This window comes from Polyangium spumosum (assembly GCF_009649845.1).
Lineage (GTDB): Bacteria > Myxococcota_A > Polyangia > Polyangiales > Polyangiaceae > Polyangium > Polyangium spumosum.
In genome coordinates this window covers 36,005-53,550 of the sequence record NZ_WJIE01000001.1, presented here as the reverse complement: position 1 = coordinate 53,550, position 17,546 = coordinate 36,005, and the positions used below count along the sequence as shown (strand labels likewise).

Genomic DNA, 17,546 nt, shown 5'->3' with positions numbered 1-17,546 from the left:
GGCGCGCAGGCTGTTGTTTTTTGGCCGGCGATGCTCTCGATACGCGCCTCGATTCCCCTCGCCGCCCTCGTCTCGCTCGTGGCTTGCAAGGACGGAGGCGGGACCTCGCCGCCCGCGCCCACGGCCGCTGCCCCGGCCCCCACGGCGGCGGCGACGGCCTCCGCGGCGCCCACCGGCTCGGCCCCCGCGGCGGCGCTGCCCCGGCCGAAGCGCCCGAAGACCCGCGAGGCGCCGAGCCCCGAGAAGATGCGCGCGTACCGCAAAGCCCTCACGGAGGGGCGCATCCTCGCGGGGAAGTTGCAATGGCCCGAGGCGATCAAGGAGTTCGAAAAGGCGCTCGTGGTCGTGCCGGGGGACGCGCCCGCGCTGACGGAGCTCTGCTGGGCCGCGTTCAAGGCCGGGGAGCTCGAGCGGGCGAAGAAGTCGTGCGAGGAGGCCCTTCGTCGCACGACGAGCCCCAAGATCCAGGGAATGGCGCATTACAACCTCGGCCGCGTCGCGGAGGAGCGCAAGGATCCGAAGACCGCGCTCGACCATTATCGAAAATCCGTCGCGCTCCGGCCGAACGAGACGGTGGAGAAGCGGCTCGCGGAGCTCGCGAAAAAAGAGAAGGCGCCCGCGCCCCCGGCGCAGGAGCCCCTGCCCTGCCAGACGCCGGCGGTGAAGATCGCCGACGTCTGCACGTGCCTCACGAAGCCCGAGCCGGGCGAGGTGGTCATGGGGGGGCGGTCGTGCGAGCCGGTGAAGGAGCCGAAGTTGCCCCGACCGGAGCTCACCCTGCTCGAGGCGCAAACGGGGACATTTCGGACGGACTGGATCCTCGTCGCGAAGGGCGAGAAGGGCTTCTCGCCGATCGGGCGGATCGGATCGACGCACAACCCGGGGGCATTTGGCATTTACGAGGAGCTCTCGATCCCGACGGTGACCGAAAAGACGGCCGGGAAGACGCCGGTGCTCTGGATCGAGGCGCGGCACGATCGGCACGACTCGGACATGGGGATCGACGAATACGAGGAGGAGACGGTCCGGACCGTGACGCTCTGCGTGCCGCCGCAAGGCAAGGTGACGGAGTGGAAATGCCCGCTCACGGTGCCCGTCGAGCGCTCGTACGTGCGGGATCGCATGCAGCTCGAGGGGTTCACCCCCGACGCCGAGACACGCAAGCTCATGACGAAGGGGTTGCCCCTCAAGGAGGGCTGGTCGCTCGAGGTGAAGCTCGAGGACGGCAAGGCGGAGGTGAGCGTGGCCGGGGGCAAGCCGCCTGCCGCGGTGGCGAGGCTGGTCGGATCACACGCGTTGTAGGCGTCACTTGCGGCGTCGGGGCCGCAGCGCCACGACCGCCCCTTTGCCGTTCGTCGGCGCGTCGTCCGGCGGCAAGGCCACGACGAGCCGCTCGATCGCCGGCAGCGCCCGCGTCACCGCCCGCTCGGCGCCGAGCTCGTCGAACGGGCCCGGGTAAACGAGCAGGAGCACGTAGATCGTCGCGAACGAGCGCGCCAGATACCCGAGCCCCTCCTCCAGCACCGCCTCGTGCAGATGCTCGCCTCGATGGAGCTCGGAGAGCGTGGGGTTCTTCCGGACACGCATGATCGCCGAACGCGTGAGCTGCACGCGACGGCCGATCTCCTCGCGATCCTCGGTCGGGAGCGGCGCGAGCTCGTCCACGGGAGGCACGAGGCGCAAGCCGCGCCCCGGCGTCTCCTCCGGGCCCTTGCGTTCGGAGGGCAGCGGGAGATCCCCCGGCCGGCGCACGAGCTCGGCCCAGGAGATGCCGGCGGCCCGCGCGCGACGGAACACGTCCTTGACACGCGCCTCCGCCGCGGGGTCGTCCGTGCCCGTGGGGGCCTCGGAGGAGCCCCAGACGACGGGTGAGCGCGCGTCGATGACCAGGGCCGCGAGGGCGCCCGCCCGGCCCGAGAGCGCCGAGAGCTCGGCCCGCAAGGCCGCGGCCGGCTCGGGGCGGGCGAGCGGGACCTCGGCGGCGACCTCGCCGAAGAGGTCGGCGAAGGACTCGATGAGCGTCGCGAGCCGCGCCTCCTTGTCGGCGCGGTCCAGGATCGGCCCGGCGAAACGGAGGACGAGCTGGCGCCCGCGGCCGAGGTCCCAGCGGAGCGTGGTGCCGTCCCCGTCGGGGCCGGGATCGGCGCCGCTCGGGACGATCTGGACCGAGGTGGCGTCGAGCTCCCGCTCGAGGATGGTCGCGAGGCGCTGTCGCGTGGCAGGGGTCATCCAGGGCGCACTCTACCCGAGGGCGTCACGTCGTCCAATTTCAGCGGAGCTTCCGCAAAACCCGCGCCGTCGGGCAGCTTCAGCAGGAACGGCCGCGCGAGCCCGACCCGTCAAGGGTCCATCGCCCGGAAGGCCGCAATGGTGAGGCCGGCAGGATCGGTGACGTACGCCGCGGGCATCTGCTTGCCGCTGCGATACCGGATGCCCACGCCGTCGTGCGCGAATTCGCTGAGCTCGATAAAGGAGCGGTTTTTCCCTTTCTCGAAGACGCGCGCGTGGAAGAGCACGTGCCAGACGCCGGCCTCGTCCGGGCCGTCGCGATCGAGGACGTCGAGGCGCATGAACTTGAGCGTGGAGGTCGCGTCGCGGATCTCGCGCAGCACCTTGGCCTCGGGCCGCTTCTTGTCCTCGTGCTCGGGGTGGAGCGTGCGAAACACGTACGCCGACTCCTTGCGCGCATACGCCGAGAATCGCGAGCGCATGAGCGCCTCCGCGGTGGGCGCCTCACGCTCGCCGCGGTGGTAGGGCGCACAGCAGCGCGCGTATTGCAGACCAGAACAACAAGGACAATCTCGTGCGGGGGCCATCGCGGTGCGGGATGGTAGCAGACGCGTGAGGTCGAAGGGCTACTTCCGGCAGCGCAAGAGCACGCGCCCGTCGTCCCCTGCCCGTTCGGTCCAGGCCACGCAGACGGCGCCACCCGACGAGGCGATGACCGGATCCACCGAAGCGGCCTCGCTCCGCGAGACCGAGTCGTTTGGCGTCCCGCCCGGCTCGTCCTGGGCCCAGGCTCCCCCGACGAACCGCTTCACGAGGACCTCGCCCGAAGCACGATCGGCATACGCGACGCGAAGCCCGCCCGCCTCGTCGAAGGTGATCGCAGGGCTGCCCCCCGGCCCCGGCGCGTCTCCGGGCGCGGCGGTGGTGCCGGGTGAGGAAATGGTATTCCAGGAGGAACCATTCCACAGGGCCACGTAGGGCGCGTCGACCGAGCTCCACCGGAACGCGAGGGCGAGCGCGCCGTCGGGGCCGGCCGCGAGGTCGAAATGCTCGGGCGGGAAGCCGTTGTTCGGCATGGGGGCGCTGGTCCAGGGCGGCACCTCCACGAATCGATCGCCGTCGAGGCGCCGCGTGTACCCGACGAAACCGCTGTGAGGCTTCAGGTCGAGCATGGCGACGACGGGCCGGCCCGCGTCGTCCGTGGTCATCGCCGGCGTGATGGAGATGGGCGCGGGATCCGATGAGATCAGCCGAAAGCCTTGCCCGTACCCCTGCCCGAGGTGGCGCGAGAGGCCGAGCGCCTGGCGCGTGCGGTCGGCCCAGGCGACGACGGGCGTCCCCGCTGCGTCCACCTCGACGCCGAAGGCGAGCGCCGTCGGCGAACGAGGTCCGGCCGGCGCCGACCCTTCGCGGGGCACGTGCCAGAGCTCCCACGAGGCGCCTGCCCAGCGCGTCACCACCATCGCCCCCGCGCCGCCGGTCGAATACACCAGGAGCACCCTCCCCTCGGCGTCGATCGAGATCGCCGGACGGAGCCCGGGCCCCGGCCGCCCCGCCTCCAGCACGGGGAGCGCGGGCGCCGTCTCCCAGCGGCAACCCGTCCACCGACGCGTGATGATCGTCGGAAACGCGCCGGGCATGAGCCACGCGACGGCGACCCTGCCCCCACGCATCGCGATCACCGGCGGAATCCCCTCGGCCACCCCTCGACCGAGCCCGTCCTTGGCCGCCGGAGCCCCTCCCGGCGCGCGATACCCGCCCGCCTCCCAGACCCGCGCGGCGATCTCCGTGCCTCCGCGATACACGACCGCGGGCGGCGCCGCGCCTTCGGGCAAGGCCGCCGAGGGAAAGCTGTGGCGGCGGCCATACGTGAAGTCCGCGGCGCCCGGGCCTCCCGTGAGCTCCACGGGCGCGTCGTCGTCCCACGCCACGAACCGGAGCTCGGCTCGATCGTCGTTCGTGTCGAGCACGGCGATCCGCGGACGTTCTCCGCCGCCGAACGCGACGATCTGCCCGCGCAGCGGCCGACCCGCCGGCTGCTTCAGCACCCGCGAGCCCTTCGCGTCGCTGCGGACGACCTGCACGTGCTCGCGCAGCTTGCCGCCCTCGCGGACCCGCTCGGTCCACGCCTTCCAGCGCACGTTTTTCGGGCCGAACGTGATCCACGGCTCGCTCGTGGTGGCCGCGTCGCGATCGGGCACGCGCCTGGACTCCTGGCGGAAACCGCTGCCATTCCAGGCCATGACGGTGATCGCGTCGTCCTTGCGGAACGCGACGTAGGGCTGGCCCTTGGGATCCGCCGCCAGGGTGATGGTCTTGGCGTTGGGCGCGCAATGATCAATCGGCCCGATGTCGGGGATCGACAACGTCGTCCACGCGGAGCCGGTCCATCGGTGCACGACGGCCCGCATCGAATGGGGACCCGCCTCCGCCCAGCCGACGAGCGGCCGGCCCTCGCCGTCCACGACGAGGCGGCTCGGGGCGACGGGGACGATCATGGCGAGGCATGTGACGATCCGCGGGATCCCGCGAACGCCGAAGAACCGCGCAGGCGGCGGCGATTTCGGCGAGAGATCGACCACGTTGTTCGCTTCGACGCGGAAGACGCGCGGGCGCGTGTCTTCGAGGAAATACACGAGCACCCGCCCCGCCGAATCCCGCGTGACCATGGGCGCGGCGAATCCATCGACGGTCCGCGTCGTGATGGGCGGCAAGTCCTGGAAGCGCCCTCCTTCGAATCTGCGCAGGCGCACGCCGGGCGCCTCCGTCCAGGCGACGACGAGCCGCCCCTCGGCGTCGTAGACGGCGCTCGGAAAACCCCCCGTCGACGGAGAGACGACGCCAGGGCTCGGCGCGGGTGCGGCGGAGGACGAGGGCGCGGAGGCGCCGAGCGGGAACCAGCCGAGATCGGGCGTCGCGGTCGCGAGGGCGCCGGGGCAAGCGCGGGTCGCGGGCGGAGACGCCGACGCTGTCGGAGGCGCCGCGACAGGCAGGCTCGACGGGCGCGGCGAGGCGGTCGCGGGGTCGGAGGGTCTCGTCGGAGCAGGCCCACATCCGGCCGCGAGACCTCCGAGGGTCAGGACGAGCAAGCAAGAGCGTCGGGAGAGGGCGCGCGCCATCGAGAGCAGGAGACCGCCTGCCCGCGCCGCCGTCAAGATTGCGTTTCGTCCTTGACCGCGCCGCCGAGTTGATGCGCGATCCGGCCCCATGCTCCACCCCCAGACCCGGGCCCTGCTCGATCTCATCGAACGAAGTGGCATGCCGCCGGCGCACAAGCTCTCGCCGCCGGACGCGCGGCGCGCCTTCCGCGAGCGCCGCGCGTTCACCCAGCCGGATCCGCCCGAGGTCGCCGAGGTGCGTGATCTCCACGCGGAGACGCCGCACGGCCGGATCCCGCTCCGACTGTACCGCCCCGCGGGCGCGTCGACCGGTACAGCCTCGCCCGCGCTCGTGTATTACCACGGCGGCGGATGGACGATCGGCGACCTCGACACCCACGACACGTTCTGCCGCATGATCGCGAATGGCGCCGGCTGCGTGGTCGTGGCGGTCGATTACCGACTGGCGCCCGAGCACCGCTTCCCCGCCGCCGTCGACGATAGCCTGGCCGCGACGTACTGGGTGCGACGAAATGCCGCGGCGCTCGGGATCGACGGGGCCCGCATCGCGGTCGGGGGCGACAGCGCGGGGGGAAACCTCGCCGCCGTGGTGGCGCTGGCGGCTCGGGACGCGGGGGATCTCGCCATTGCGTATCAGCTCCTGATTTATCCGGCCACGGACATGCGGCGCGTCGCGCCGTCCCACGTGACGAACGGTGAGGGATATCTGCTCACGCGCGAATCGGTCACCTATTACCACGACCATTACATCGGAGATCCCGCGCACGACCTCGATTGGCGGGCCTCGCCGCTCCTCCACCCGAACCACGCGAACCTGCCGCCCGCGCTGGTGCTGACGGCCGGCTACGATCCGCTGCGCGACGAGGGAGCCCAATACGCCGAGCGCCTGACCGCGGCGGGCTCGAAGGCGGTCTCCGTCTGCTTCGAGCGGCAGATCCACGGTTTTGTCTTGATGGGCAAGGTCCTCGACGAGGCGAACGCGGCCGTCACGTTCTGCGCGGCGTCGCTGCGCGAGGCCTTGTTCCGCTGAGGGCGAGCGGGCGTAGGCCGAAGCGCCTAGGGAACGGAGAGAAAAGACGAGCGGCGGCGCTGCTCGTGCGAGAGGAGCCATCGCTTCGCCGCGACGCCGCCCGCATATCCGGTGAGCGCGCCGTCCCCCGCGATGACGCGGTGGCAGGGCACGATGATGCTGATCGGGTTCTTTGCGTTGGCCGCGCCCACGGCGCGCGCCGCCTGCGGCCGGCCGAGGGCCCGCGCGAGCTCCGCGTACGACCGTGTTTCCCCGAAAGGAATCGTGAGGAGCGCAGCCCAGACCTCGCGTTGAAATGGGCTCCCCCGCAGATCGAGCGGCAGCACGAAAGAATCGCGTCGTCCTTCGAAATAAGCGTCGAGCTGGCGCGTAGCCTCGCGGAGGACGGGATGCTCCCGCCCGTCGTGGGCCACGATTTCGGGCGCGCCCTTGTGCCCAGGCAGGTACACCCCCACGATCGCGTCGTCCGAAGCAACGACGTGGAGCTCGCCGAGCGGGCTCGAGGTGCGGCGTTCGTGAAGCGTTTTCATCATGAGAATGCTCCTTCCGCGAGGCCCTGCCAGAGGTGCATCACCGCATAAGCTCGCCACGGCCTGAACGCCGCCGCGCGCTCCTCGGCGGCGCGGGCCGACTTCACGCCGAGCGCCTTGAGGACGCCGAGATCCGAGGCCGGAAAGGCGTCGGGAAAACCATGGACGCGCATGCCGAGGTACTGGGCCGTCCAGGGGCCGATGCCCGGCAATGCGACGAGCGCAGCCGCGGCGGCCTCGGGATCCTCGCCCCGCTCGAGCCGGACCTCTCCCTGCGCAGAGGCACGCGCGAGCGCCTGGATCGAGCGCGCGCGCGCCGTGGGCAAACCAATCTGCGTGATGGCCTCGAGCGGCGCCTCCGCGAGCGCGGCCGCAGAGGGAAAGAGGTGCGTCACGCCGGGCGCAGGCGTGTCCACGGCCCGGCCAAAACGCTGCGCCACGCGCCCGGCGAGCGTGGTCGCCGCGCGCACGGACACCTGCTGCCCGAGGATGGCGCGCACCGCCGCCTCGAATCCGTCGAACGCGCCCGGCACGCGGAGCCCGGGGCGACGCGCGACGAGCGGCCCGAGCAGCGGATCGCGGCCGAGCGACTCACCAATGAGCCGAGGATGCGCGTCGAGGTCGAAGAGCGCCCGCAACCTGCCGAGCAGAGGCCCGATCGCGCCCGCGAGCGCGGGCGCGACCTCCACCCGGAGCGCGTTTTTTTGCGGAATATGCGTCACCCGCGCCCACCCCGTCGTTTCGCCCCACCCGATGGCGCGGGCATAAGCGTCGTTCTCGACGACCTCGACGCCGGCGATCGCGCGTTCGCCGAGGAACACGAGGAGCGCATCCCAATCGAGCGGCGGCCGATAATCGAGGCGCAGCGTGATGGCGGCGCCTGCTTCGCTCCCGGCCTCGGCGGCCCTGCGCCGGAGCGCCGACGGCGGCCTGCCGAACCGGGCCGAGAAGAGCGCATTGAATCGCCGTACGCTCCCGAATCCGCTCGCGAAGGCGATCTCGGCGAGCGGCAAGGAAGAGTCCTGCAGGAGCTGCTTGGCGAGCGCGAGGCGCCGCGATTGGGCGAGCTCGACCGGGGCCACGCCGAGCTCGGCTTCCATGGCGCGCCGGAGGTGCCTGCCGGTCACGCCGAGCGCGCGCCCGAGGTCGTCGACGGAGGCCTCGTCGAGGAAGCCGCGCTCGATAGAAGCGAGCGCGGCGCGGACCAGGCGCGGCACCGAGTCCTGCGGCGCGCCGCCCGGCGAGAGCTCTGGTCGGCAACGAAAACAAGCGCGAAACCCGTCGCGGTCCGCCTCGGCGGCGTACCGGTAAAACACGCACCGATCCTGCGCCGGCGTGCGCGCAGGACAAACGGGCCGGCAGTAGACGCCGGTCGTCCGTACGGCCACGAAAAACAGCCCATCGAAGCGCTCGTCGCGGGCGCACAGGGCTCGGTAGCAGGTCTCGGCATCCATCATCGCCTCCCCTCCTACCGCGCCCGCGCCGCGATGTCTGGCCATTTTCGGACGCGACAGCGATCTCGTGCGTCGCGCCTCCCCGGCCATTCAAATCCCCGCGATGCGCCGTATACCCGATCCATGCCGCGACGAGCGCGACGAAATACACGAGCCCGGCGACGACGACGAGCCGCGACCTCGGCGAGCGTCGACCACGAGCCGCCCAGGCAAGCCGAGCCCCGCGGATCCACCGAGCGCTCCCCCGCGCCACGGCGAGCAGAGGTGCAGATCACCCAAAGCGCGGCACTGTGGCCCGAGCGAGGACTCCCTCACGGCAGACGGCGTCCGTGACGCATGAGAGGAAGGAGGAGCGATCCGCGAGGTACGAGGCAGCCGATGCTGGCACCTCGAAACGGTCGCCGACGAGGGGGAGACCCAGGAGTGCATGATAAGTGCTGCGGGTTACGACAATCTGCACAACTGGAGAGCGAATTGCTCTTGCGCTGGAGGCCGACCGACGCTAGGGTTCGCGCCCGCTTCCCAGGAAGCACCCGTCCCCATCGTCTAGCCCGGCCCAGGACCCAGCCCTTTCAAGGCTGTTACGCGGGTTCGAATCCCGCTGGGGACGCAAACGGTACTGCACCAGAGTCTGGGGCCTCGGTCACAAACAGGGCATCGAGGGCGATCTCGCCCTCGATGTTGTACCGCTTCCCTTCTGGGGTCTCGACGGGCACGAAGCGAAAGGGCTCCGTCATCAGCCGTTCGAGGGCCGAGCGCACCTTCTCCGGGTTGCGCGAGATCAGCTCCTCGAACCCCTCGATCCGGGCGCGCGCTTCCTTCTCCATCCGCCGGACTTCCAGATCCAGCACCGACGGCGCCGTCCGGATGGCCGAGAGCCTGGTCTCGACGGCTGAAAGCCGCTTCTCTCGCTCCGCCATCATGCGGACGAGCGTGGTCGGGGCGTCCGAGGTCGCGACGATCGCCTCCCCGAGCCGCTCGATCTCCACCCGGAGCTTCCGCGCCTCCGCCTCGAGCTCGGGCGCCTCGCGTGGTGTCGTCTTCGCCCGCTCGGCGAGACGCTCGCGCAGCATCTTGAGCGCGTGGAGGATGACCTCCTCCCGGAGGACGTGCGTCTTGATCCAGCGGATGACTGCCGCGTCGATCGTCGCGATCGGCCGCCGGAGCCCGTTCCCACACACGGCCGGCCCTCGGTCTCGATGCCACGAGCAGCTATACATGAGGACCGTTTCGTAACTTACTTTGCCATGGTCTGACCGCATCGGGCCCCCGCACTCCGCGCACCTCCCGATCCCCGAGAGCAGGTAACGCGCCCGTGGCCCGCGGGCCTTCGTCCCCATCGTGCGCGCCTGCTCCTCGTTGCGGGTTTGGACAGCCAGCCAGACCTCCTCGGAGACGATCCGCAGTTCGGGCACCTCGACCGTCACCCAGGCGTCCTTCGTCCGGTCCACCCGGACCTTCGTCCCGCCCTTGTACGTCTTCTCCTTCTTCCCCCAGACGACGACGCCGCGGTATCGATCCCGCCGGACCATCGCGTAGATCGACGAGTAGGACCACGAGCCGGTCCCCCTCTTGCCAGCGCGCGGCGGACGAACATGACGAGCGTTGAGGTCCTTGGCGAGCGTCCGTAGCCCTTCGCCGCCCGCGTACCGGTCGAAGATTTCACGCACGATCGCGGCTTCCGCCTCATTGACGCGGTACTCGACGCGGACGCGCCGATCGCCGTCTTTCACCTCGACGTTATCGTATCCGTAGACGCGTCCTCCCACGTTGAGCCCTTTACGCGCCTTCGTCATCAGGTGCTCGTGCGTCCTTTGGCTGATCTTCTCCCGTTCGAGCTCGGAGGCGAAGTTCCGGACGTTGATCATGAACTTGTCAATGGCGCCCTCGATCATCACCTCCTCGTCGGTGAAGTAGTAGAAGAGCCGAACCCCGGCATCGAGGAGGTCCTGGATGAACAAGGACGTCCGGTTCGTGTCGCCGCCGAGCCGCGACTCGTCGCGCACCACGACGACATCGAACGCGCGGCGCGCAGCGGCATTCAGCATCGAGATCAGGCCGGGCCGCTTCTTGAACTCGGCGCGCCCGTGATCGGCATCGACGAAGACGTGCTCGGGAGCGAGCTCGCCGCCTTGTTCGGCGATGTAGCGCGCGCCCTCCCCTGTTTGGACCTCGATCGATGCGGCTTGGTGCTCTTCTTTGCTGCGCCGGGCGTAGAGGGCGCAACGTAGGCCGGTGAGCTTCATGATTTGTCGGGAGGGTACTTCAACAGGTCTTCCAGGACAAGCTCGGCCAGCGCAACGGCAAACTCCGCGCGCCATCGGTCCAAGGGCTTCGGTAGGGAGGGGGTTGTCGCGACACCCGTCTCCGGGGGGCCTGCCTCCCCCCGATCGCCCCTCATACCAGCCCCCTCGGGAAGGGGGCCGCCGATGCCTTTGGCGCGAGGCGCGGGACGGGCCTCGGGTTCGGGGGGTGATGGTCTTCTGGCTCGGGCTCCTCGGCGCATGGCGGATCCAGGATCGGCCGCAGGGGCGAGCCTGGTAGGAGGAAGGTACCCGCCGAAGAAGTGGATTTGCTAGGGAAAACCGGGCCAAAATAGGACAAATTCTGTCCTATCCCGTCGGCTCCGATCGGAGGTCCGACACGCCCCCGGAGCGCTCCCGCCACCGTCGCCCCGGACGAACCTCTCGACCGGCGAGACCTCCGGAAACGGCTTTCATGACCCGCAGACGGCGAGCCAGGGCAAACGGCGCTTGCATCCCCGCGAAGACCGAGCGTAGCTTCGTCCTCGTTCCGACATGCCGCGCCGCCTCGCCAGCCTCGCCGCCGTGCTCTTCGGGCTCACCCTCGCGCCGCCTGCCCTCGCGGCGAAGCCGAAGATCGCGTTCCGCCTGGAGTACGCGCCGCCGACGCCGCCCGAGGGGTGCCCCGATGCCGAGGAGCTCGCGTTCATGCTCGCGGGCGAATTCGGGTACATGGTTGTCAGGACCGACGTCTCGCCCGTGGTGAGGGTCGAGGTCCACCGCGTCGGGAGAGCGTTCGAGGCGGAGCTTTGGGGACCCGATGCCGCCGACGGCGCGGAGGCGTGGCACGGCAAGACGGACGCGCAGGGGACATGCCGCGAGCTCGCGTACGACATCGCCGCGCTCGTGAGGGCGCGCCTCGGGCCGGGCGCGTGGGGACACGAGGACCCGCCGGCCCACCTCGCCGCGCCGCCCGAGGTGGAGGTCCAGCGCCCCGAGCTTCGCCCTGTCGCTCCTCGCTTGCCCGAGTCCCTCTCCTACCTCCTTCCGCCAGCCCTCGCTTCGGTGGTGACCTCACCCGAGGCGACCGACGAGCCACCCGTACAAGTGGAGGCGTCCCTCGGGGTCGCGGCCTCGCCCTACGGCCTCCCCAGTTTCGGCCTCGGTGGGAACGGGATGCTTGCCGTTCGATGGAAGCGTTTCGCTCTCGCCGGTGACGTGCGTGGGCTCATTACGCCAGCGTCCGGCATCGGCGAGCCAGAGGCGCCTGGACGGGCCTCGCTGACGACCTTCGCGCTCCTCGGTTGCGCCACCCCCAAGATGTTCGATGTTTGCGCCGTCGTGAATGCAAGCAGACTAAACTTCGACCTCGACCCGAGCAGCCAATTACAGAGCGCCGACGCTTTCTCCATGGGCTTTGGTGGTCGTGTGGCCGCACGGTGGCAGTTCAGCTCTAGATTTGCCCTCGTTGGCTATGCAGAGACGACCGGGGAAATCAGAAATATCGTCTTCCGCGTCAGGGACCCCGAGGACCCTACAGCTCCCGTTTACTATTGGAGATCGCCCACTGTTCGCGTCGTCGCAGGAGTTGCTGTGTCGGCCGCTCTGTTCGACTGATTGAGGATGCCTATGAACCCGATGTCCAAGCAAGGGTCTTTGCGCGTTGCAGCTCTCACATTCTGTGTGTTCGCCGCATCTTGCGCCGATGGTTTGGTTGATTATACCCTCGTCGCGCCGCAGGACGCGGGCGAAGGGGGGGGCTCACCCGACGCGGGCGCAGACTCCGGCGATGAGGACGCCGACGTTCCACCTACCGACGCGAGGGACGATTGTGACTTTACATGCCTCGGGGATTGCGCGCCGTTTCGTCCCGGCGACTTCTCCCTCCCCGTACTCGCCTACGTCGGCCCCGACGACGGCACGGCGCCCGGCTGTCCCGACACCGCGCCCGTCGAGCAATTCGTTTGGCACGATGACATCCAGATTCCGCCGAAGCCGTGCGGCCCGTGCTCCTGCCGGCCATCGACCGGCGCTTGCTCCCCACCGTCGAGTATCACCGCGCACGCGGCCTCTTGCTGGCCGCCCGAGGGGACAATCGCGACGCCGACGGACCCGCCCGAGGCCTGGGACGGTTCGTGTGCTGCGGAGGGGGCGATCCCCGCGGGCCTCGCGTGCGGCCCTTCCCTGCCCTGCGTTCAATCGATCACGATCGGTCCGCTCGCGATCACGGACGAGGCTTGCGCACCCGTGGACGGTGCAGGAAGCCCGACCCAGGCGCCGACGGTTCCCACGTGGGGCACCATCGCGCGGATCTGCGAAGGCAGCGCGTTCGGCCAGTGTTTGGCGGACGAGCATTGCGTCCCCGCGCCCGTGGGTAGCTTTCAACAATGCGTCCAGCGCACGGGAATCCACGACTGTCCCGCCGAGGAATACACCGAGCGGCACATTCTCTACGAGGCGTTCGAGGACGAGCGCACGTGTTCCCCCTGCACGTGCGGCGCGCCCTCGGGAAGCTACTGCCAAGCCTCGGTTTCCTTCTACCCCGATGCAAGTTGCACCGCGCCTACATTCACAGTATCCGCGTCCTCAATAGAGCCGACGTGCTTCGACGTGAACCCCGACGGGCAGGCCATCGGCGCGAAGACCGCGACCGTTCCGGCGTACCACGCGGGGATTTGCCAGGCCCAAGGCGGCGAGCTCGACGGCGCCGTGCAGCTCCTCGGGCCGCGGACCTTGTGTTGTCGTCCTTGAAACCGGAGATCGTTTCCCTTCTGATCGAGGATCAAGACCATGGATGTACGTGACCGGGATCGGCTGGCCATTCTGACGACCCATCAAGACGCGATCGACGCGCAGCTACGAAAGAAGAACATCCCGGCGAATGACGTGCCAGACCTACGACAGGAGGTCTACCGCCGCGCGCTGAAGTACCTCTCCAAGCGAGAGATCACGGATGCCGTAAAGGGCCTCTTGCTCCGGACGGCGGACAGCGTCGCGGCCGATTACTGGAACGAGCGCGGCATCGAGCGCCGTGGTGCGCCGAAGCTCGCGGAGGACGACGTCGCGCCTTCGAACCCCGAGCACGAGTACAACGAGCGCGAGATCCGCAAGCACCTGACCGAGATCCTCGAGCACTGCGAACCCCGCGGCCGCGCCGTTATCTGGGCGCGTTTCGCCCAGAACATGACGCTCGATCAGATCGCGAAGACGATGGGGATGCCGAAGAGCACGGCACACGACCTGAGCGAACGCACGCTCGCCGAGCTCGCGGAGGAGTTCAGAAGGCGCGGGATCACGCGCCGCATGGTCCTTCCCCTCGTCGAGAGGACGGGCGAGCACGGAGGGCCAGCCTTGCCGCCCGGAGGGACCGACAAGGGCGAGGCGCCCGTCTCCTTCGCCGCGCCCGTTGCGCCCTCGGTTCGCCCCCCGGGCCGCTGGAGTAGGCCCGTCCTCTACGTGACCAGCGGCGCGGCCCTTGGCGGGCTCATCGTGTACCTCTTGATGCACTCCGCCGCGCCGCTCGCGAGGCTCTCGCCTATCATCGTCACCGTGGCCGCCGAGGGGCGACCCAGCGTCCAGGGGGGCATCCTTGGGGTGGATCGCCCGCTCGTCTGCCCAGAGGTCGTCGCCGCGCCCAGCCCCGCCTCGCCGCCGCCCCCGAGCGGACCGGGCCAGCCCGAGATCAGGGCGAAGAACCGCCACCTCGCGCGCGCCATCCTGGCGGCCGAGGAGCGGGGGGACTGCGAAACCGCGAACAAGCTCCGCCGCGAGCTCACGGGCGCCTTTGCCGCGGCCTTCGAGCTCCGCGGCGCCTGCAAGCCTACACCGTAGCACAAGCTCCCACCAATCGACAGTTTGTTCCGGAAAACGGGAGCGATCCCCTGAAGTAAGGGGGTGACAAACAGGAACGTCGGGAGACCCGACGAGCCACCCGCTTTGCTCGGACGATAGCCCTACGGCTCGCAAAGGCGCGCGCTGCAATCGCCACGCGCCCCTTTGGGGGCCGTCCGTTTGGCCAACGCCGACGTACGAGCTCGCGGCGCGGCATTCGACGGACACCCGCACGCTCCATAATGTCACCCCGCTGGGCCGCATGTCACAAGCATTGAGGCCAAGCGGACGGCCCCGTCTTTTTGCCTGGAGGTCTTATGTCCGCGCAACCGGTCGAAACAATGGTCGACGACGAGCCCACCGTGGTCTGCGCATCGAGCGCCGATCCGCCGGCCTCGGGCGTTCGCCCGAGCGCGCCCCCCGAGGATCAGCGCGAAACGTTGTACGATCCCCGTTGTGCTCCGCCGATGCCCTGGCACCGTCGAGCGCTCGATTTGGTATTTGCCATCCTGGCATTCTTCGGTCGTCCGTTTCAACGCATTCGCGAGCGCCTCGACCCGCCGCCCTTGGCCAGCTTCCTCCCGCCGCCGCCCCTCCATCGCAGAGGCGAGCTCCCGGACGAGCAGATCGGCGAGATTCTGCTCCACAACATCTTCCGACTCTCCCCGGCATATTTGCTCGCAGCCGAGCAGGTCGTCCGAGAGGCCCAGCACATCCAACGCTTTCCGAGCCAGGATCGGATCCTCGTTTTCGTGCATTTCGCGATCACGCGACTCAGCGCAGCTACTCGGGAGCCTGTGCCTGTCGTATGGGTTCGCGCGCGCCTGCCCGAGGTGCGCAGGTCCGACCTGAACCGCGCCCTCGAACGGCTCGAGGAGGAGAACCTCATCACGCTTTATGGTCTGGAGACGAGCGATCCGCGCGCGGTAGCTGGTGGCATTTCAAGCCCCGTTCGTGGGTGTCTCACGCATATCGAGCTCCGATCCCCCTTGTGACATTGCGTCGAGAGGGAGGCGACCCTATGAAAAAAACGAAAGCCCAAGCAAGCACCCCAGCGACAACCGCGACGCCTGCCGAGGAGGAACCGGAGGAGTTGATCACCGAGCTCGCCCTCGGCTCGGATGGGCGTATCTACGTGAACGCGTCGCACCTGACCGCCAAGGAGCGCGAGGGCCGCCGCATGTTCCAGGGTTACGCGATGACGCCCGAGGAGGCCCAGCGCGCCGCCGCCGCGGTGCACCAAATCGCCTTCAACGTGACCGTTTCCGCAAAGCGCAAGGCAACCCCTCGGATGAATAGCGCTACCAGGCCACCTGCGACACGCTCCCGCCCCAAGCGGTAGCCCGCCACCGCGCCCCTGTTCCATCGTCGAAATGCGTGAACTCCGCCCACGCCTGGCCGTTCGGCAGGAATCCGAGCATCGCGCTGTCCTGCCGCCGGAACGTCGCACCGAAGCCGGATGTCCAGTGGCGCAGGACCCGGATCCGTCGCGCGCCCCCCGTGGGCTCCGCGAGCGTATAGGTACGGGACGCCGTCAGCACGGGCAGGAGGAAGACATTCGCCGTGCTCGCATCGAGCACCGCGTCGGCGTTCGGCGCATTCGCGAAGATCGTATCCTGCGTCCCCGATTTGAACGTGACCGGCCCCGCGAACGTAACCGGCCCCGTGAACGTATCCCCGGCGAGCGTCGCCTTCGTCTTCCCGAGCTTGTCCACCGCCTGGATCAGTCCGACGAGGGCCGATCGGACGCTTCCCGTCGGGATCGCGCCATACTCGAAGAAACCGATCCGAGACGCGCCATCATCGATCGTCCCCGTCCCCATGGCGGTCCCGCTCGGGAGCCCGAGGATCGCCGCCGCCGTCCCGCTCGCCGAGAGCGAGGAGCTCGCGCCCAACGTCTTCGAGACGAGCACGAGCCGGGATTCATCATCGAGGCCGGCGTCCTTGTTCATGGGCGCGCCCGCCTTGATCTGCTGCACGATGTCCGCAGGCGTCATCGGCGCCGCGAATTGGACCAGCTCGGCCGGCCCCGAGTCCTCGCCGAGGAGCAACGTCTTTGCGTCGAGGAGCCCGCCCGGCCCAAGCTCGCCGGTAGGGTTCGTCTCAGCGTCATATTGCGTGAACGTGGACAGCCGCTTCGAGCCGAGGAGCGTAGCCCGCGTCCCGTTCGCCACGCTGGCGAGATCGGCGCGCGCCCGGCCGATGGCATCGAGCAGGTACGCCGTCCGATCCGCGAGGCGGACCAGGCCGAGACGGTAGAGGGATTCGTGATTGACGAGCTCCCCGTCGTTCAGCATGCGAACGAAGGCATGGAAGACGAGCGAACCCATGAAATCATAAGCCATGACCGCCTCCATCGATGTCGTAACCGCCGCCGAGCCGGAAGGGCATCGACATTGCGCCAAGCATGTTCCCCGCGCCGATCGGCCAGCATGCGAAGCCGCTCCCTTCGGAGCCGCCGAGCTTGAAACCGAGCTCGAGCCCGAGGCCGAGGATCGGAGCGTCCCGAAAGCGAAGGATCACGTGGATGGGGTAGCCGTGCGCGTCCTTCCACTTGAAGATTTGCCGCTTGATGGCCCGCACTTGTGCCACGGTCGCCGAGCTCCCGAGCATTGACCCCCCCAGAAGGAAGGGCATTCGCAGCGGCTCGATCCCGAGCGTCCCGAAATCCGGGCCGAGGACGACCCAAAACCGCGAATACCAGGACCCCTCAGCGAAGCGCCCTTGCCAGTCCTCGATCACCAGGACATCCGGGATCCCGAAGGCCCGCAGGCTTTCCTCTATCGCTCCCGCCGTTCCCGCCCGTTGGTGCGTCTCCCACGCCTTTTCCAGCCGTGCGAGATAGGCTTCGTCCGTCTCCCCCTCGAAGCGTTCGACGTCGAAGCCCTGCCCCTGCCACCGCAGCGCATCGGGCGGCCCGAGCCCCGGCCAGCGCGCTTTGATCGCCGCCCGGAGCTCGTCGAGCGTGGCGTCCTTCGTCTCGCCGAGCAGAGCGAGAAAGGCTTGCGCGTTCGGGCCGCGGAGCCATTCCGCGTCGGTCCATTGCCCTCCGTCAGGGATGTTGCCGCGCTGTAGCTCGCGAAACTCGTCGGCCATGCGTCCTCGGTTCG

15 protein-coding genes and 1 tRNA gene are annotated in these 17,546 nt (G+C 69.3%); 8 read left to right on the top strand and 8 right to left on the bottom strand.

All coding sequences use genetic code 11. The features are described from left to right. Nucleotides 1-30 precede the first annotated feature (30 nt). The gene (locus tag GF068_RS00255) at nt 31-1,302 is read left to right on the top strand and encodes a tetratricopeptide repeat protein (protein ID WP_153817287.1); all 1,272 of its coding nucleotides are present in this window, start codon (nt 31-33) and stop codon (nt 1,300-1,302) included. Between the two features lie 3 nt (nt 1,303-1,305). Here the strand turns inward: GF068_RS00255 and GF068_RS00250 are convergent, their stop codons facing one another. From GF068_RS00250 to GF068_RS00240, 3 genes are all read right to left on the bottom strand, one after another. Next, entirely contained in the window at nt 1,306-2,229 is a 924-nt protein-coding gene (locus tag GF068_RS00250; protein WP_153817286.1) for a hypothetical protein, read from the bottom strand. A 110-nt stretch (nt 2,230-2,339) separates the two neighbouring features. Further along, nucleotides 2,340-2,816, bottom strand: a complete 477-nt coding sequence (locus tag GF068_RS00245; protein WP_153817285.1) for a YchJ family protein — start codon at nt 2,814-2,816, stop codon at nt 2,340-2,342. Nucleotides 2,817-2,855: 39 nt separating this feature from the next. Then, nucleotides 2,856-5,384 (bottom strand): hypothetical protein, encoded by a 2,529-nt coding sequence (locus GF068_RS00240; RefSeq protein WP_153817284.1) that lies wholly within the window; start codon nt 5,382-5,384, stop codon nt 2,856-2,858. A gap of 52 nt (nt 5,385-5,436) precedes the next feature. Here GF068_RS00240 and GF068_RS00235 point away from each other — a divergent pair, with 52 nt between their 5' ends. Next, entirely contained in the window at nt 5,437-6,378 is a 942-nt protein-coding gene (locus GF068_RS00235; protein WP_153817283.1) for an alpha/beta hydrolase, read from the top strand. Nucleotides 6,379-6,404: 26 nt separating this feature from the next. Here GF068_RS00235 and GF068_RS00230 read toward each other — a convergent pair whose 3' ends face one another. Both GF068_RS00230 and GF068_RS00225 read right to left on the bottom strand, forming a co-directional pair. Further along, nucleotides 6,405-6,911 carry a methylated-DNA--[protein]-cysteine S-methyltransferase gene (locus GF068_RS00230; RefSeq protein WP_275939044.1) on the bottom strand — a complete coding sequence of 169 codons (507 nt, stop codon included), beginning with the start codon at nt 6,909-6,911 and terminating at the stop codon, nt 6,405-6,407. Next, complete coding sequence (locus GF068_RS00225; RefSeq protein WP_153817282.1) at nt 6,908-8,365, bottom strand: AlkA N-terminal domain-containing protein; 1,458 nt, start codon at nt 8,363-8,365, stop codon at nt 6,908-6,910. The genes GF068_RS00230 and GF068_RS00225 overlap by 4 nt, the downstream gene beginning before the upstream one ends. A gap of 532 nt (nt 8,366-8,897) precedes the next feature. Between GF068_RS00225 and GF068_RS00220 the strand changes: the two genes are divergently transcribed. Beyond that, nucleotides 8,898-8,972, top strand: a tRNA-Glu gene (locus tag GF068_RS00220). Here GF068_RS00220 and GF068_RS00215 read toward each other — a convergent pair. Then, complete coding sequence (locus GF068_RS00215) at nt 8,944-10,608, bottom strand: recombinase family protein (protein WP_170319228.1); 1,665 nt, start codon at nt 10,606-10,608, stop codon at nt 8,944-8,946. The genes GF068_RS00220 and GF068_RS00215 overlap by 29 nt on opposite strands. Nucleotides 10,609-11,160: 552 nt before the next feature. On the opposite strand from GF068_RS00215, the gene GF068_RS00210 reads away from it, so the two are divergent. The 5 genes from GF068_RS00210 to GF068_RS00185 all read left to right on the top strand — a co-directional run bounded on the left by GF068_RS00210 (nt 11,161) and on the right by GF068_RS00185 (nt 15,778). Continuing rightward, entirely contained in the window at nt 11,161-12,222 is a 1,062-nt protein-coding gene (locus GF068_RS00210) for a hypothetical protein (RefSeq protein ID WP_153817280.1), read from the top strand. A 630-nt stretch (nt 12,223-12,852) separates the two neighbouring features. Next, nucleotides 12,853-13,356, top strand: a complete 504-nt coding sequence (locus GF068_RS00205; RefSeq protein ID WP_153817279.1) for a hypothetical protein — start codon at nt 12,853-12,855, stop codon at nt 13,354-13,356. 39 nt (nt 13,357-13,395) lie between these two features. After that, complete coding sequence (locus GF068_RS00200) at nt 13,396-14,436, top strand: sigma-70 family RNA polymerase sigma factor (protein ID WP_153817278.1); 1,041 nt, start codon at nt 13,396-13,398, stop codon at nt 14,434-14,436. 566 nt (nt 14,437-15,002) lie between these two features. Further along, the gene (locus tag GF068_RS43270; RefSeq protein ID WP_170319227.1) at nt 15,003-15,431 is read left to right on the top strand and encodes a hypothetical protein; all 429 of its coding nucleotides are present in this window, start codon (nt 15,003-15,005) and stop codon (nt 15,429-15,431) included. A gap of 26 nt (nt 15,432-15,457) precedes the next feature. After that, on the top strand, nt 15,458-15,778 hold the full coding sequence (locus GF068_RS00185; RefSeq protein ID WP_153817275.1) for a hypothetical protein: 321 nt from the start codon (nt 15,458-15,460) through the stop codon (nt 15,776-15,778). Here GF068_RS00185 and GF068_RS00180 read toward each other — a convergent pair. Both GF068_RS00180 and GF068_RS00175 read right to left on the bottom strand, forming a co-directional pair. Further along, on the bottom strand, nt 15,738-16,781 hold the full coding sequence (locus tag GF068_RS00180) for a hypothetical protein (RefSeq protein ID WP_153817274.1): 1,044 nt from the start codon (nt 16,779-16,781) through the stop codon (nt 15,738-15,740). The genes GF068_RS00185 and GF068_RS00180 overlap by 41 nt on opposite strands. Continuing rightward, entirely contained in the window at nt 16,771-17,532 is a 762-nt protein-coding gene (locus GF068_RS00175) for a phage tail protein (RefSeq protein WP_153817273.1), read from the bottom strand. Before GF068_RS00175 ends, GF068_RS00180 begins: the two co-directional genes overlap by 11 nt. Nucleotides 17,533-17,546: the final 14 nt, after the last annotated feature.

Coding starts and splice junctions, on each gene's coding strand:
- GF068_RS00185 (WP_153817275.1), top strand. CDS start 15,458: ATGAAAAAAACGAAAGCCCAAGCAAGCACCCCAGCGACAACCGCGACG.
- GF068_RS00255 (WP_153817287.1), top strand. CDS start 31: ATGCTCTCGATACGCGCCTCGATTCCCCTCGCCGCCCTCGTCTCGCTC.
- GF068_RS00215 (WP_170319228.1), bottom strand. CDS start 10,608: ATGAAGCTCACCGGCCTACGTTGCGCCCTCTACGCCCGGCGCAGCAAA.
- GF068_RS00225 (WP_153817282.1), bottom strand. CDS start 8,365: ATGATGGATGCCGAGACCTGCTACCGAGCCCTGTGCGCCCGCGACGAG.
- GF068_RS00235 (WP_153817283.1), top strand. CDS start 5,437: ATGCTCCACCCCCAGACCCGGGCCCTGCTCGATCTCATCGAACGAAGT.
- GF068_RS00250 (WP_153817286.1), bottom strand. CDS start 2,229: ATGACCCCTGCCACGCGACAGCGCCTCGCGACCATCCTCGAGCGGGAG.
- GF068_RS00230 (WP_275939044.1), bottom strand. CDS start 6,911: ATGATGAAAACGCTTCACGAACGCCGCACCTCGAGCCCGCTCGGCGAG.
- GF068_RS00175 (WP_153817273.1), bottom strand. CDS start 17,532: ATGGCCGACGAGTTTCGCGAGCTACAGCGCGGCAACATCCCTGACGGA.
- GF068_RS00200 (WP_153817278.1), top strand. CDS start 13,396: ATGGATGTACGTGACCGGGATCGGCTGGCCATTCTGACGACCCATCAA.
- GF068_RS00210 (WP_153817280.1), top strand. CDS start 11,161: ATGCCGCGCCGCCTCGCCAGCCTCGCCGCCGTGCTCTTCGGGCTCACC.
- GF068_RS00245 (WP_153817285.1), bottom strand. CDS start 2,816: ATGGCCCCCGCACGAGATTGTCCTTGTTGTTCTGGTCTGCAATACGCG.
- GF068_RS00180 (WP_153817274.1), bottom strand. CDS start 16,781: ATGGCTTATGATTTCATGGGTTCGCTCGTCTTCCATGCCTTCGTTCGC.